This window comes from Streptomyces sp. NPDC014727 (assembly GCF_043083485.1).
Classification (GTDB): Bacteria; Actinomycetota; Actinomycetes; order Streptomycetales; family Streptomycetaceae; genus Streptomyces.
The window spans coordinates 121,441-134,956 of the sequence record NZ_JBIBYR010000007.1 but is presented as its reverse complement, the minus strand read 5'-3'; the positions used below and the strand labels follow the sequence as shown (position 1 = coordinate 134,956).

The 13,516-nt window shown below is 70.6% G+C and carries 12 protein-coding genes; 9 read left to right on the top strand and 3 right to left on the bottom strand.

Annotated elements, in window-relative coordinates; genetic code table 11:
- Positions 1 to 352: 352 nt before the first annotated feature.
- From ACF1B9_RS13975 to ACF1B9_RS13960, 4 genes are all read left to right on the top strand, one after another.
- Positions 353 to 754, top strand: coding sequence for an RNHCP domain-containing protein (locus tag ACF1B9_RS13975; RefSeq protein WP_391742499.1), 402 nt, complete (start codon positions 353 to 355; stop codon positions 752 to 754).
- A 39-nt stretch (positions 755 to 793) separates the two neighbouring features.
- Positions 794 to 1,213 (top strand): RNHCP domain-containing protein, encoded by a 420-nt coding sequence (locus ACF1B9_RS13970; protein ID WP_391742501.1) that lies wholly within the window; start codon positions 794 to 796, stop codon positions 1,211 to 1,213.
- 103 nt (positions 1,214 to 1,316) lie between these two features.
- Positions 1,317 to 1,571: a type II toxin-antitoxin system Phd/YefM family antitoxin gene (locus ACF1B9_RS13965; protein WP_391742503.1), complete on the top strand. Its 255-nt coding sequence runs from the start codon at positions 1,317 to 1,319 to the stop codon at positions 1,569 to 1,571.
- Complete coding sequence (locus tag ACF1B9_RS13960) at positions 1,568 to 1,819, top strand: type II toxin-antitoxin system RelE/ParE family toxin (RefSeq protein WP_391742505.1); 252 nt, start codon at positions 1,568 to 1,570, stop codon at positions 1,817 to 1,819. The genes ACF1B9_RS13965 and ACF1B9_RS13960 overlap by 4 nt, the downstream gene beginning before the upstream one ends.
- 3 nt (positions 1,820 to 1,822) lie before the next feature.
- Here ACF1B9_RS13960 and ACF1B9_RS13955 read toward each other — a convergent pair whose 3' ends face one another.
- Complete coding sequence (locus tag ACF1B9_RS13955) at positions 1,823 to 2,242, bottom strand: ATP-binding protein (RefSeq protein WP_391742507.1); 420 nt, start codon at positions 2,240 to 2,242, stop codon at positions 1,823 to 1,825.
- A 134-nt stretch (positions 2,243 to 2,376) separates the two neighbouring features.
- Here ACF1B9_RS13955 and ACF1B9_RS13950 point away from each other — a divergent pair, with 134 nt between their 5' ends.
- The 3 genes from ACF1B9_RS13950 (at position 2,377) to ACF1B9_RS13940 (ending at position 4,722) form a co-directional block, all read left to right on the top strand.
- Entirely contained in the window at positions 2,377 to 3,243 is an 867-nt protein-coding gene (locus ACF1B9_RS13950; protein WP_391742509.1) for a Scr1 family TA system antitoxin-like transcriptional regulator, read from the top strand.
- Positions 3,240 to 3,485: a DUF397 domain-containing protein gene (locus ACF1B9_RS13945; protein ID WP_391742510.1), complete on the top strand. Its 246-nt coding sequence runs from the start codon at positions 3,240 to 3,242 to the stop codon at positions 3,483 to 3,485. Before ACF1B9_RS13950 ends, ACF1B9_RS13945 begins: the two co-directional genes overlap by 4 nt.
- 295 nt (positions 3,486 to 3,780) lie before the next feature.
- A complete protein-coding gene (locus tag ACF1B9_RS13940) occupies positions 3,781 to 4,722 on the top strand; it encodes a helix-turn-helix domain-containing protein (RefSeq protein ID WP_391742511.1) in 942 nt (313 codons plus the stop codon).
- A gap of 33 nt (positions 4,723 to 4,755) precedes the next feature.
- Here the strand turns inward: ACF1B9_RS13940 and ACF1B9_RS13935 are convergent, their stop codons facing one another.
- Positions 4,756 to 5,610: an NmrA/HSCARG family protein gene (locus ACF1B9_RS13935; protein ID WP_391742513.1), complete on the bottom strand. Its 855-nt coding sequence runs from the start codon at positions 5,608 to 5,610 to the stop codon at positions 4,756 to 4,758.
- Between the two features lie 185 nt (positions 5,611 to 5,795).
- Between ACF1B9_RS13935 and ACF1B9_RS13930 the strand changes: the two genes are divergently transcribed.
- Complete coding sequence (locus tag ACF1B9_RS13930) at positions 5,796 to 6,467, top strand: HAD family hydrolase (RefSeq protein ID WP_391742514.1); 672 nt, start codon at positions 5,796 to 5,798, stop codon at positions 6,465 to 6,467.
- Between the two features lie 410 nt (positions 6,468 to 6,877).
- The gene (locus ACF1B9_RS13925; protein ID WP_391742515.1) at positions 6,878 to 9,652 is read left to right on the top strand and encodes a hypothetical protein; all 2,775 of its coding nucleotides are present in this window, start codon (positions 6,878 to 6,880) and stop codon (positions 9,650 to 9,652) included.
- Positions 9,653 to 9,752: 100 nt separating this feature from the next.
- Here the strand turns inward: ACF1B9_RS13925 and ACF1B9_RS13920 are convergent, their stop codons facing one another.
- On the bottom strand, positions 9,753 to 13,247 hold the full coding sequence (locus tag ACF1B9_RS13920; protein ID WP_391742517.1) for a hypothetical protein: 3,495 nt from the start codon (positions 13,245 to 13,247) through the stop codon (positions 9,753 to 9,755).
- Positions 13,248 to 13,516 lie beyond the last annotated feature (269 nt).

Genomic DNA, 13,516 nt, shown 5'->3' with positions numbered 1-13,516 from the left:
CTAAATCGCTGGCCCCGCGCTCGGTGCGTTGTTACGGTGCTTGGACCTCGACCGCGGTGCGGACCGTCGGTGACCTATGGGCGCTCGCCCTGGAAAGCAGTTGATGTATGCCCCGGCCAGTAGTTCCGAGCTTCCCTCGTCGCGCCCTCATGTGCGCCGGGGCGACCGGACCTGCGCGCATGCGCACGCTCGCGGCATCCCACTGACACGCGTCCGCTGATCGGCACGCGTTTCCTTTTCGTCAGTACGTGATTCCCGGCTGACGTGCCATGCCTCTGAGGCCCACGCCCCCGAGGGCTGCTCGGTACTTCCCTGCTGCATTGCTCATCCTCTTCGGCAAGGAGAAAACCGGGTGTCCACCGACAACCCCCAGCACCGTCCGACCAAGTCCTCCGCCCAGGGCGCCAGTGCCTACCTGAGGACCGATACCTTCACCTGCCTGTGGTGCGGGCTGACCGTCGCCACGCTCGCGCCCGACGGCAGCCGCCGCAACCACTGCCCCAGCTGCCTGCACTCGCAGCACTGCCTCGACCACATCGAGGGCGGCCCGTCCGACTGCGGGTCGCGCATGACGCCGATCTCCATCGCGGTGCTCCGCACCGGCGACTGGATGGTCATCCACCGCTGCACCCGCTGCGACGAGCTGACCTCGAACCCGATCTGCGGGGACGACAACCAGCTGATCCTGATGCGGATGGCCGTACGACCGCTGGCCCAACCGCCCTTCCCTCTCGAAGCGTTCGGTGATCTGTGACCCACCGACGACGACCGAGGACAGGACGGAGGCCACGCCGTGCCACGACGTAAACCCCGCCGACCGGCCGCCCGCCGCCCCCAGAGACGCAAGGACGTCCTGCACGGACCGGGCGGCGCCCACGGCGACGCGTTCCGCTGCGTCGGCTGCCGACTCGACGTACCGCTGATCGCACCGGGCACCGGGCACCGCAACCACTGCCCGCACTGCCTGACCAGCCTCCACGTCGACCGGCGGATACCGGGCGACCGGGCCGCCGACTGCCGGGGGCGGATGACGGCACTCAGCCTGTCCGTCCGGCAGGACGGGGAGTGGGCGATCATCCACGAGTGCCTGACCTGCGGCGAACTGAGCGCCAACCGCATCGCGGGGGACGACAACGCCCTCGCCCTGATGCGGATGGCGGTACGCCCGCTGTCGGACACCTTCATTCCCGTACGAGCACTGCTCGCACTCTGACACGGGGGCGCCCGGTCACCGTCGTGGCGACGGCGACCGGGCGCCGGGGGACCGATGCCACCACCCACGGGACACAAGACGCAACAAGTGTACACTTCTGTACATGACTGACATGTTGCCGATCACTGAAGCCCGCGCCCGCTTCGGCTCGCTCGTCCGCAGAGCCTCGAATGCACGAGAACGCATCACGATCACCGACCACGGTCAGCCCGCGGCCATACTGATCAATCCTCAGGAACTGGCCGAACTGGAGGATGCTCTGGCCCTCGCCCAGTACCAGGCACGCCAGGTCGCCGGCACCGTGGAAACCGTTCCGCATGACCAGGTCCGTGCACGGCTTGGCCTGGAGCAGCGTTGAGGCATCTGATCACGTGGGACAAGCACGCCATCGACCAGGCTGCCCGCTTCCTCAAGGACGATCCCGACGGCTTGCGCCAGTTGATGGATGCCGTCGACCTGCTCGCCGACAATTCTCTGCCCCAAGGATCTGCGCCATACGGCTCCCCCACGCTGCGACGCGTGCACGTCGGGCGCTATCGAGTGCTGTACGAGATCGCAGAAGCCCAGGTCACTATCATCGTGATCCACCTCGGCCGCGTCGGCTGACCGTCACGGGGCCGTGGACAACGTGGCCCATACCGTCTTGCCCACGACCCGGTCCTTCACGCCCCACGACGTCGCCAGCGCCCCGACCAGATGCAGGCCGAATCCCGATTCCGCGCCGGGGCGGGGAGGTTGCGGCTCCGGCCCCCGCTCGCCTCGCGCGTCCGACACCTCGATACGGAGCGTGCCCGCGAGGGCGACGAGCCTCAGTTCGAAGTCCCGCCCCGCTACGCGCCCGTGCAGCACCGCGTTGGCCGCCAGCTCGGCCACGACCACGGCTGCGTTGTCGGAGAGCTCGCTCCCGTACGGCACACCCCACTCGTCGAGTTGATGCACAGCGAGCCGACGGGCGAGCCGCGCCCCGCGGCGGGTGGCGCTGAATCGTTGGACGAACTCGGCGCCCACAAGGGTGATTTCGGCGTTCATGTGACTCAGCGTGTCCGGTTCCTCGTACGCTGACCAGGAGTGACACCACGACTCCGAGGAGCTGTACGGGCACATCCGGTGGGCTGTACGGGGCGTCGGCCGTGACCGGACGGACAGAGGGCGGTGCGGGGTAGATGGCAAACGCGGAACGTGAAGAACGACCGGAGCGGCCGGCCGAGTCGGACGGCACTGCACACCTGTTCAGGGCGCTGGGCAGACAGATCAAGGTGCTGCGCGAGCGCGCGGGGCTGAGCCAGAAGGAACTGGGGGCGGCGACCCACTGCGGCGAAGACCTGATCTCCGCGATGGAGCGGGGCGTACGGACGCCCCAGCCGGACTTTCTGATCCGCGTGGACCCGCTCCTCGACGCGGGCGGGGTGCTGTGTGTCGCCGTCGACGAGGTACGGGTGGCTCTGTCGCGGGCGCGCACCCGTCATCCGGACTGGTTCCGGAACTATGCGCGGGTTGAAGCGGATGCAGTCGCGCTGCACGAGTACAGCGCCCAGGTCGTGCCTGGCCTGCTCCAGACGGAGGCGTACGCGCGGGCCGTCTTCACGCAACGCCGCCCATTGCTGGACGAGGCGACCATCGAGAAGCGCGTCGCAGACCGGTTGGACCGACAGCGAATCTTCGAGCGTTGGCCTGCGCCGACCTTTAGCTACGTGCTTGAAGAAACTCCGTTGCGGCGACCAATCGGAGGCAGGGCCGTCCACGCAGAGCAGCTGCAACGGCTCTTGCACATCGGAAGACTACGGACGGTGGAGATCCAGGTCATGCCGACCAATCGCGAGGAACACCCCGCGATTGGCGGCACGTTCACCCTGATCACACCCAAAGGACGGCAGCAAGCGGTCTACACGGAGCTCTACGGAAATCCACGGCTGATCACAGACTCCGAGGAGGTCCGCGTCTTCAGCGAGCGCTATGGGATCATCCGAGCGCAGGCTCTCACCCCGAGGGAGTCCCTGACGCTGATCGAGAAGATGCTGGGAGAGCTATGAACACCGAGCAACTGCACTGGTTCAAGAGCAGCCACAGCGACGGCGAAGGCGGCAACTGCATCGAGGTCGCCTACAACTGGCACAAGTCCAGCTACAGCAGCGGTGGTGGCGGCGAGTGCGTCGAGGTAGCAACCTGTCCCACCACCATCCACATCCGCGACTCCAAGAACGTCCAGGGCCCCCACCTCGACGTCGCCCCCGCCACCTGGTCCGCCTTCGTCACGTACGCGCGGCAGGGCTGAGCCACCCGTGCGCGGCACCGGGTCGCGACAGCCGCGACCCGGTTGACCGCGTCGAGGCGGGGCCCGACGTAAAAGGCTTTCAAGGCTTTGGGGAGAAGAAATTCCCCAACCCAACCCCCACCCGGTCTCAACCAGAGGCCCGTCACTCACACGGGTGAGGTTCACCAACTGAGCTGGATTTCCCTCCGGTTGCCTGACATATGCTCGCCGCGACCACCACAGACATGCGTCGGCCCCCGTCCAGGACGGCAATCCTGACGAGGGCCTGACCACCGAGGAAGAAGACAGCTTCCCGATGGATACCCTGCAGATTACCGCGCCCCCGCGCACCCCGTCCCGCGTACCCGTGGACGCCACACCGACATCCGGTGTCATGCACATCAATTCCCGGCACACCACCCGCTTCACCGTGGTCGGCAACCATCTCGCCCAGCACCGCGAGCTCTCCCTCCTCGCGATCGGGCTCGCCACCCACATCCAGTCGCTGCCCACCGGGGCGAAGATCGGCATCAGGTTCCTCGCCGACCGCTTCCCGGAGAGCGAGGCCCGCATCGCCGCCGCGTTGCGCGAACTGGAAGCTCACGGCTACCTGCGGCGCACCCGCGAACGCCTCCCCGACGGCCGCGTCATCACCCGCACCTGCTCGTACAACCAGCCGGGCCACTCCGCCCCGCACAAACACCCGGCATCAAGGCCGCAACCCCGGCCGAGGCCGCGCCGCGCCGCCCATCAGGCCCCCGCACCCGAGCAGTCACCCACACCCGCCTCCGCGCCGTCGCCCGAGGCACCCACCTCACCCACACCCCACCCCGTACCGCAGCCCACCTCGCCCAGAGCTCAGCGCGCACCACTCCCCTCACCCCGCACCCCCAGCACCGAACTGCTCCGGACCGCCGCCGATCTCCTCGCCGAACTACGCCGGATCACCCCGCAGTTGCACCTCTCCCAGCGCGACGTCGACGACCTCGCCCCGGCCCTCACGGCCTGGCTCGAACGCGAGACCACCCCCGAGACCATTCGCCGCGCCCTGACCACCGACCTCCCCGTGCCCCTCAAGCACCCCGCGGGATTCCTCCGGCACCGCCTCACCGCACTCCTCCCGCCTCCACTCCCTCTCGCCCCTCCCCGCACGCCCGTACACCCGGTGATGGCCTTCCAGACCTGCGACGGCTGCGAGCGCGCCTTCCGCTCCCCTGCCCCAGGCCTCTGCCGCGACTGCCGGGCCGACGCGCATTGAGGGGTTGAGGCGCTCGGAGCGAGCGCCCGGGGGTCACGGGCGGGGTGCCGGCCAGTTCTGGGCGTCCGCCCACGCCCCGTACGAGGTCCAAGGGACGTCGGGGAACTGCGCCCGCAGGGCCTCCAGGTCCACCTGGTATCCGGTGTCCGTCAGGAATCTGTACATGGCGAACATGTCGGGGTTGACGGTGCGCAGGTCCTCCAGCGGCGTCCGCCGGAACGTGACCGTGCCCCCGGCGGCCCGGCCGATCTCCTCGGCCATCCGGACCGGTGTGGGATCGTCGCCCGCCACCTCGATCCGCTGCCCGGTCCAGCGGTCCGGATCGGCCACGACCGCGGCCACGACACGGCCCAGATCCTGCCGGGCAACCTGCTGGAGCGGGGCGTCGCCGGGGAGCGGCATGGTGAGGAGGCCGGCGGCGACCTCGTCCATGGCTCCCAGCGCGTTGTCGTAGAAGTAGGTCGGTGCCACCACCGTCGCCGGAAGCCCGGAGTCGGCGAGCAGTTCCTCGGTCCTGGCCTTGGTCTCGAAGTGCGGGACGCCGGTGTCCCGGTCCGCACTGGCGACGGAGGCCAGCACCAGATGCGGCAGTGCGGCGTCCGCGGCTGCCCGGACGATCGCCGCGCCCTGGGCCACCTCCGCGTCCAGACCGTCCTGGAACGGGGTGGTGACGGCGAACGCGGCCGTCGTGCCCCGGAACGCCTCGGCGAGCGAGGCCGCGTCGAACAGATCGCCGGGAACCACCTCCGCGCCGGCCACCGCCAGCGCCTTGGCCCGTCCGCTGCCGGGATCGCGCACCACGGCGCGCACACCGTGCCCAGCCTCCAGCAGGGCGCGGGACACCGCGCCGCCCTGGCCTCCGGTCGCTCCGAGTACCGCGATGGGCATGGGTTCTCCTTGATCGAGTGGCATGGGTCCATGCTGACCAGCAGTGGTCCGAAATGCCAGCGGAAGGCCCCCGGACGCCGCACGGCCGACAACCCGCGTCTCCCCTCCCCGCCCTGCGCCCCCGCCCTGCTCGCCCCGTCCTCCTCGCGCCCTCGCCCGGCCGTCGGTGTCCCTATCCTGTCCGGATGACCACGACGGCTGTGCCTCCCCTTGAACTCGTCATATTCGACTGCGACGGCGTGCTCGTCGACAGCGAGAAGATCGCCGTGCGCGTCCAGGTCCAGGTGGGTGCCGAACTGGGTTGGCCGCTGACGGCGGACGAGGTGATCGAGAAGTTCGTGGGCCGGTCGAACACGTCCATCGGCGAGCTGATCGACGCCCACCTGCCCGGCCGGTCCGCCGCGTGGCAGCAACGCTTCGAGGACCTCCACCGCGCCGCCGTCGACACCGAGCTCGTCGCGGTCGATGGCATCCACGAGGCGCTGACCGCCCTCACGCTCCCCACCTGCGTGGCGTCGAGCGGCAGCCACGAGAAGATGCGGCACACCCTCGGCCACACCCGGCTCCACTCCCACTTCGAGGGCCGGATCTTCAGCGCGAGTGAGGTCGCGCACGGCAAGCCCGCCCCCGATCTCTTCCTCCATGCCGCCCGGCAGATGAGGGTCGAGCCGGCCGCCTGCGTCGTCGTCGAGGACAGCAAGTACGGCGTCCAGGCCGCCCGTTCGGCGGGGATGCGGTCGCTGGGCTACGCCGGTGGCCTCACCCCGGCGCACTGGCTGGAGGGCCCGGACACCGTGGTCTTCGACGACATGCGCAAGCTGCCGGCGCTGCTGTCCGGACTTTGCCCCTCGCTCTGACCGACGGCGGCACACGAAAGGGCCGGGCGCCCCGCCTCGGACCGGCTTCCAGCCACCGCCGCCGCCCCTGTCCGCAGCCTCGATCAGGCCCCTGACCTGCGCGGGACAGTGCGGAGCCCCGCCGCGCGGAGGCCCGGGTCGACGAACCGGACTCCGTGCCGGAGACACACCTCCGGCCCGAAACGGACAACGTCGCCACCGCCGCTCCGGGCCAGAATCCCTCGATCAGCGGACCGGCCCCATGACGCCCGGCCGGGACCTGTCTGCCTCCTGCTTGGCACCTGTCAGATTCCTGTCAGATTTCCCCATGCGGACAACCGGTGACGACACGTCATCCTCTCCCCGGTGCGAGAGGTGCTCCTGGGATTCCTGGGGCGCTGAAGCACGAGCAACGACGAGGAGACACCATCGTGAGACAGGTCTCACGCGCGCTGACGGCTGCCTTGGCGGCCGTGGCGCTGGCGGCGGGTGTGGCAGGGCCGGCGCACGCGCAGCCGGCCGCCGAGCCCATACCCGGTACGCCGCCGCCGGGCGCCTCCGGGGAGCGGCTGCCGCAGGGGTGGCGTGTCGAGGGCGGGGAGCTGATCTGGAGTTCGCCCGAGCCCGTGGGCATGGGCGGCGCCCTGGTCGAGTTCCGCTCGGGGGAACGGACCCTCGGCGTCCCGAAGCCCTCCCCCGACCAACGCACCTTCCGGCTCCGCCTCGGCGGGGCGAAGGTCGGACCGGTGAGCGAACTCCAGGTGGTCGCCGGTTCGCGGCGGCTGGATGCCGCAGGGGCTGACCGGGCGCCCGGCAAGCGGCGCTCGTCGGCCGTGGCGGCGCCCCAGGACCCTTTCCCCGCCAACCCGGTCGACCCCGGTGTCGCCGGTAAGTACCGAACCGTCAGCGGTGAGTACGTCCTGAAGTCGGTGAAGCTGCCGGGCTACGCCGAGCCCGTGGAGATGCGCGCCACGGTCGTCGGCCCGACGGACGCGCCGGGGAAGCGACCGCTGGCGCTCTTCCTCCACGGCCGCAGCGCCACCTGCTACGAGCCCGGCAAGAACAGCGCCGGCATGCAGTGGCCGTGCAAGCCGGGCCACAAGGCGATCCCGAGCTACCGCGGCTTTCTGCACGACCAGAAGCGCCTGGCGTCCCAGGGCTATGTGACGGTTTCCATCTCCGCGAACGGTGTCAACGCGCAGGACGGCCGCGCGGCCGACTTCGGGGCACAGGCCCGTTCGTCCCTCGTGCGCCGGCACCTCGCCCGCTGGGCGGAGTGGGGCGCGAACCCCGCGAAGGCCCCCAAGGCCGTGCGCGCGACGGACCCGGCGGACCTCTCGAAGGTGCTCCTGGTCGGCCACTCCCGGGGCGGCGAGGGCGTCAACCGGGCGGCCCTCGACAGCGTCTCCCCGCCGCCGCCCGCCGAGGACGGCTACCGGGGGCCGGTGGGCTGGCGGATCCGCGGCACCGTCCTGATCGGCCCCACCATCTTCGGCCAGAACCCCACACCCGACGTGCCCTCCATGACCATCCTGCCGGGCTGTGACGGCGATGTGAGCGATCTTCAGGGCCAGATCTACCTCGACGGCACCCGGGGCATCGGCCGGGGCACGGCGCTGCACAGCGCGGTGTACATGGTCGGCGCCAACCACAACTTCTTCAACACGGAGTGGACGCCCGGCCAGGCCGAGGCCCCGGCCGCCGACGACTTCTGGGACGACGAGGACAACCCGGACCCGGTCTGCTCGGCACGGGCCAAGACCCGGCTGAGCGCCAAGCAGCAGCAGACGGCGGGCATCACCTACATCGCCGCCGCCGCGCGGCTCTTCCTCGCGGGCGACGACCGGGTCCGCCCGCTGCTCGACGGCTCCGACCGGCGCGCGCCCTCGGCCGGCCCCGCCCGGGTGCTGACCCACGCCGTCGGCGGCAACCGCACCCCGGCGATCCGGCCCGACGACCCGCTCTCGGTGACGAACGGGCGCGTGTGCCGGCAGATCACGACGAGCGCCGGCCGGGCCTGCAGGCCGGACTCCGACCCCGGCCGGTCGCCGCACTTCGCGTCCTGGGCGGACACCACCAGTGAGCCGGGCCGCAACGCGGTCACGGCCCGCTGGACCAAGCCGGGCACCCCGGTCCGGCTGACACCGGAGCATGCCTTCTCACTGGCGGGCTCCGACGCGCTCGCCCTGCGGGTGATAGTGCCGCCGAACACCCGAGGCACCCGGCTCGACGTCGCCCTCACCGACACCTCCGGCAAGCGGGTGAGGCTCGGTCAGGTCACCGTCGACGGCCTTCCCGGCTCCGACTCGACGGCCGCGCACTGGGCGCGTGAGGTCCGCGTCCCGCTGAAGGCCGCCGCCGGCGCCGGTGTCGACCTGAAGCGGACGCAGTCACTGGAGCTCACCCCGCGCAGCAGCTCCGGCGAGCTCTGGCTGATGGACGCCTGGGGCTGGCGCCCCGGCACCCCGGCGGTACACCCCGTCGCGCTCCCGCGTGTCGACATCGGCACGCTGACGGTGAAGGAGGGCGACTCCGGCACCCGTACCTACCGCGTGCCTGTCCGGGTCACCGGCAAGGGCACCGGCGTGATCAAGCTCGCCGTCCGCGACCCGGAGACCTACAAGTCCACCGTCCGCACCGTGACGGTGAAGGCCGGTGGCTCCGTGGACGTGTCGATCACGGTCGAGGGAAACTCCCGCTACAACTATGACCTCTTCCACGAGGTCGCGGCCAAGGCCGTGCGCGGCACGGCGGTCGGCGGCGCCTTCGGGGGCGTGCTCGTCGAGAACGACGACCCCATGCCCACGGTCACCGTGACCCCGGTCGCCGACTCGGTCACCGAGGGCCAGAAGCTCACCTGGAAGATGGAGCTCTCGGAGCCCGCCGACACCGACTTCGAAGCGCGGTTCGACCTCCTGCCGGTGCGCGAGGGCACGGAGCTGTCCACCAAGGACGTCGACGAGGAGTGGCTCTCCGAGATCGGCGTGGCCGCCGACCCCGAGCGGCCCCTGTCCACGGACGGTCCCTCCCTCTGGGTGTCCGTCCCCAAGGGTCGGACGAGCACCGAAGTGTCCGTGCCCACGGTCGCCGACGCGCTGACCGAGCCGGAGGAGTCCCTGCGGATGCAGGTGTACATCCTCAAGGAGGACGAGTGGATGGAGGGCCCTCTTCTCACGGGGAAGGTCACGGACGCGCGCCAGGGCTGACACCCAGGATCCGCGTCCCGCGCTGTGCCTGAGCGCGCGAGGGCCGGGCGCCGCACCATCTGGTGCGGGTCGCCCGGCCCTTGCGTTCACCTCACCCGCGTCAGCGGGCGACCGCCTTGGTCGCCTTGCTGGTGGCGGAACCACTGGCGTGGCCCGTGCGGCGCGCGGTCACCTTCACGGTGATCTTCTGGCCGCGCTGGGCGGACTTGAGCGTCAGCGAGGACTTGGTGGCCCCCTTGATCGCCTTGCCGTTCGCGTACCACTGGTAGGCGTACGAGGTCGGCGCGGGCGTCCAGGTGCCCTGGGCGGCCTTGAGGGTGCGGCCCACCTTCGCGGTGCCGGAGATCGTGGGCTGCTTGGTGGCCTTGGGCGCGCTGCCCGTGGCGATCTTCACCGCGGCGGTGGTCGCGGAGCCGTCGGCGTGGCCGGTGCGACGGGCCGTGACGGTGACGGTGACCTTCTTGCCGAGCAGCGACGCCGGGGCGGTGTACGTGGACGCGGTCGCGCCCTTGATCGCCTTGCCGTCCGCCTTCCACTGGTAGGCGTACGAGGTGGCGGACGGTGTCCAACTGCCCGCCGCGGCGGTCAGCTTGGCACCCACCTTCGCAGTTCCGGTGATCTTCGGTGCGGTGGTGGCCCGTGGAGCCGTCCCCTGGGAGGGCGTGACCGTCGCCGAGGTGGCCTGGACGTCCGGCGTGCCGGTGCGACGGGCCGTGACCGTGACGGTGACCTTCTTGCCGAGCAGCGCGGCGGGGACGGTGTACGTGGACGTGGTCGCGCCGGACACCGCCTTGCCGTCGGCGTTCCACTGGTAGGCGTACGAGGCCGGGGCGGGGGTCCAGGTGCCGGTGGAGGCGGTGAGCCGCTCACCCACCTTCGCGGTGCCGGTGATGGCCGGGGGCGCGCTGTTCTTGAGCGGGGCCTCGGTGACGGTGAAGCTGCCGCGCTGGTACCCCCACCCGTTGTGGGTGTTGACGCCGACGTTCCAGGTCCCGACGGCGGCCCCGGTCAGGTCGAGTACGGCCGTCAAGGTCCGCCGGTCCGCCGAAACCGCGGTGGTGGTCGACGTGATCTGTTTGCCGTTGAGAGACAGCACGATCTCGTCGTCCTTGTGCAGGGACGTGCCGCTCAGCTGAACCGTCGCCTTCGTGCCGCCGGCCCCGGTGGCCGGAGTGATCTGCCCGATGGTCACCTGCTCCGTGCCGCAGAGGACGGACGTGCAGACCGCCTCGGCCTCGTACGACGTCTTCGATGCCTTCTCCGGCAGCGAAAGGACGAGGATGCTCGGGGTGGTCTCCTTGGTGTACGGCTCGTTCACGGCGCAGTCGTAGCCGGTCGGGAGGTAGCGGATGCAGCCGTTGTCGAGGCTCGGGTCGTACAGCGCGGGTACCGCCGTCTCGGTGGCGCCCGTCGTGTCGCTGATCTCCATCTTGAAGTAGTCGCGGTACGCGGTGGGCAGTGCGGCGCAGACGGCGGTGTGCTGCTCGTCGAGGGTGCCGGTGACCGGGCCGTATCCGAAGGCGACGTTGGGGACCTTCTCGCACTCGGCGGCCGGTCCTTCCGCGCCGGCGATGCGCAGTGAGTCGAAGCGGTACGAGTCGGCGGCCTTCAGCCCCGACCGGACGGTGACCAGGACCTGGTAGTGGGTGGATCCGGTGACGGCGCACGCCTGGTTCTTGTTGCACAGGGCGGTGCCGTCCTCGCCGTACACCACCACGTTCGCGGTGCCGAGCGCGTCACGGACGTTCATGTGCAGGACGTCCTTGGCGTCGGCGGTGGTGACCTGACGGCAGCGCAGCTCGCCGGGGGCTCCCATGGCGCCGCCGGTGGACGGACCGCCGACCTTCGTCGCCGGGTTCGGGGTGCAGCCCTTGGCCGTCGCGGTGACATCGCGGCGGGTCAGGGTGTAGTCGGCGGCGGTGTCACGGCCCGTGACGAGCACGGTGTGGGCGACGCCGGGGGTCAGTTCGCACGTGGTCCAGGTGGAGAGGGACGCGTATATGGAGCAGACCCGCTTGCCGTGGGGGTCCAGGACGGTGAAGTCGGCGGTGGACGTGGTGCCGGGGGCCGCCTGGAGCTGAAGGTTCTCGTAGACGCTGTGGTCGTCGGCCGGGATGGTCAGGCAGTGCGAGAAGACACCGTCGCCGGTGGAGAACCGGGCCGCCGGGCTCGTCGCGGTGAAGTCGCCCGCCGGGATGGCCGCGCAGTCGCTCGCCATGTCGGTGCGGTGCAGGGCGAGGGCGTACGGGCCGGTCGGATTCGACTGGCTGTCGGTGGAGACCAGGGCTCGGAACGGGGCCTTGCCGGTGAGTGCGCACGTACCTGCCGAAAGGTCGGTCCAGTCGCACCGCTGTACGCCGGCGGCGTCGACGACGGTCACTTCGGGGCGAGGCCCGGACCCGCTGAGGTCCTTCAGCACGGCCAGGCGGGCGTCCGCGGGGAGCGGCAGGGACAGGCAGTCGATCTCACCGGCCGCAGTGAACGCGGAACGATACAGGCCGAGTTCGACGGGCTCGCAGCCGGTGGTGGCGGAGCTGTCGAGGATCAGGGTGGGGTCGTCGGTGAAGACGGTGTAGTCACCGGCGGCAGGGAGTTCGCAGCTGTTCCAGGTGGTACAGGCAGTCTTGCCGTCCCGGTCGTACACGGCGAGCGCCGAACGGGCGCCGTCGTGGACGTCGTACACGTCGTACCGTCCGGCGGCCGGGGCGGTGAACGTCTTGCAGCCGGAGGCCGGGACTGCGGTCGTCGGTGCGGAGTTGTATCCGTTCAACGGGACGTGGGTGCAGCCGACCGGGTCGGAGATGCGGCGGACGGTGAGGGTGTACTCGGCAGGGAAGCCCCGCTCCGCGTAGCTGACCTGGGAGAGGACCCGGTAGGGGCCGTCGCCGGGCAGTACGCAGCCCTCGCTGTCGTCCTCGTTGAAGTGCGGGCAGATCCGGGCGCCGGTCTCATCGGTGATCCACGACCCGCTCTGGCCGTACGCGGTCGTCCTGATGGTGTTGGTGATGCGCTCACCCGGCTTGCCCGCGAACGGCTGGCACTGGATGGCGTTCGCCCCGGCCGCCGAGCCGACGACAGGTGCGGTGTCCCAGGCGGTGCTGATCTCCGGGGCGCAGCCCTTGGTGGTGGCAAGGGGCACGACGGCGACGGTGGGTTTGCTCGGCTCGGGCCAGTTGTTCGTCAGCCGGAGCGTGAAGGCGCCCGCACGGGGCAGTTCGCACCAGCCGGCGCCCCACTCCGGGTCGTAGCAGTCGATCTCCGTGTCGCCGTCGAAGACATGGGCGTACGTGTTCGCCGCGCTGTCGATGAGCACGACCTTGTGCAGACCGGGCTCATCGGCCGTGATGGTGAGGCAGGCCGTCCCGTCCGCGGGAACGGTCACGGCGCCTTCCGCCGGTGCGGCTTCGCCGAAGGCGGAGAGCGGCAGAACGGAACAGTCCTCGTCGGCCGGAGCGGCTGCCGCTGCCGCGGGGGCCGCACCGGCGTACGCCTGGGCGGCGGTCGCGGGGATCAGCAACGAGAGCAGGACCGACAGCGTGAGCAGCAGGGCGGTGTACGCCCCGGATCTCGCGGCCGTACGTGAGTGGCTGGACATTCCGTTCCCCCCGGACCGGTGAAGTGAAGGGTGCGCGCCAGGACTTCACGGACGACGCGCCAACGCGCGGTGCGGCCCGGAAGGCAAGTGACATGTGCGCGAATTGTAAAGAACGCACATGGTAATCGCACGCACGCCCGTAGAACAGGCCCACTGGTCGTCTCGGACTCAGCACAGGCGAGGCGGATCCGGGGATCGCTACCCTGTTCTCCCGCTGTCACGTGGCAGGAGAATCGCTGCGGCATGCGTGGTCGGGGCGGTGACCACAA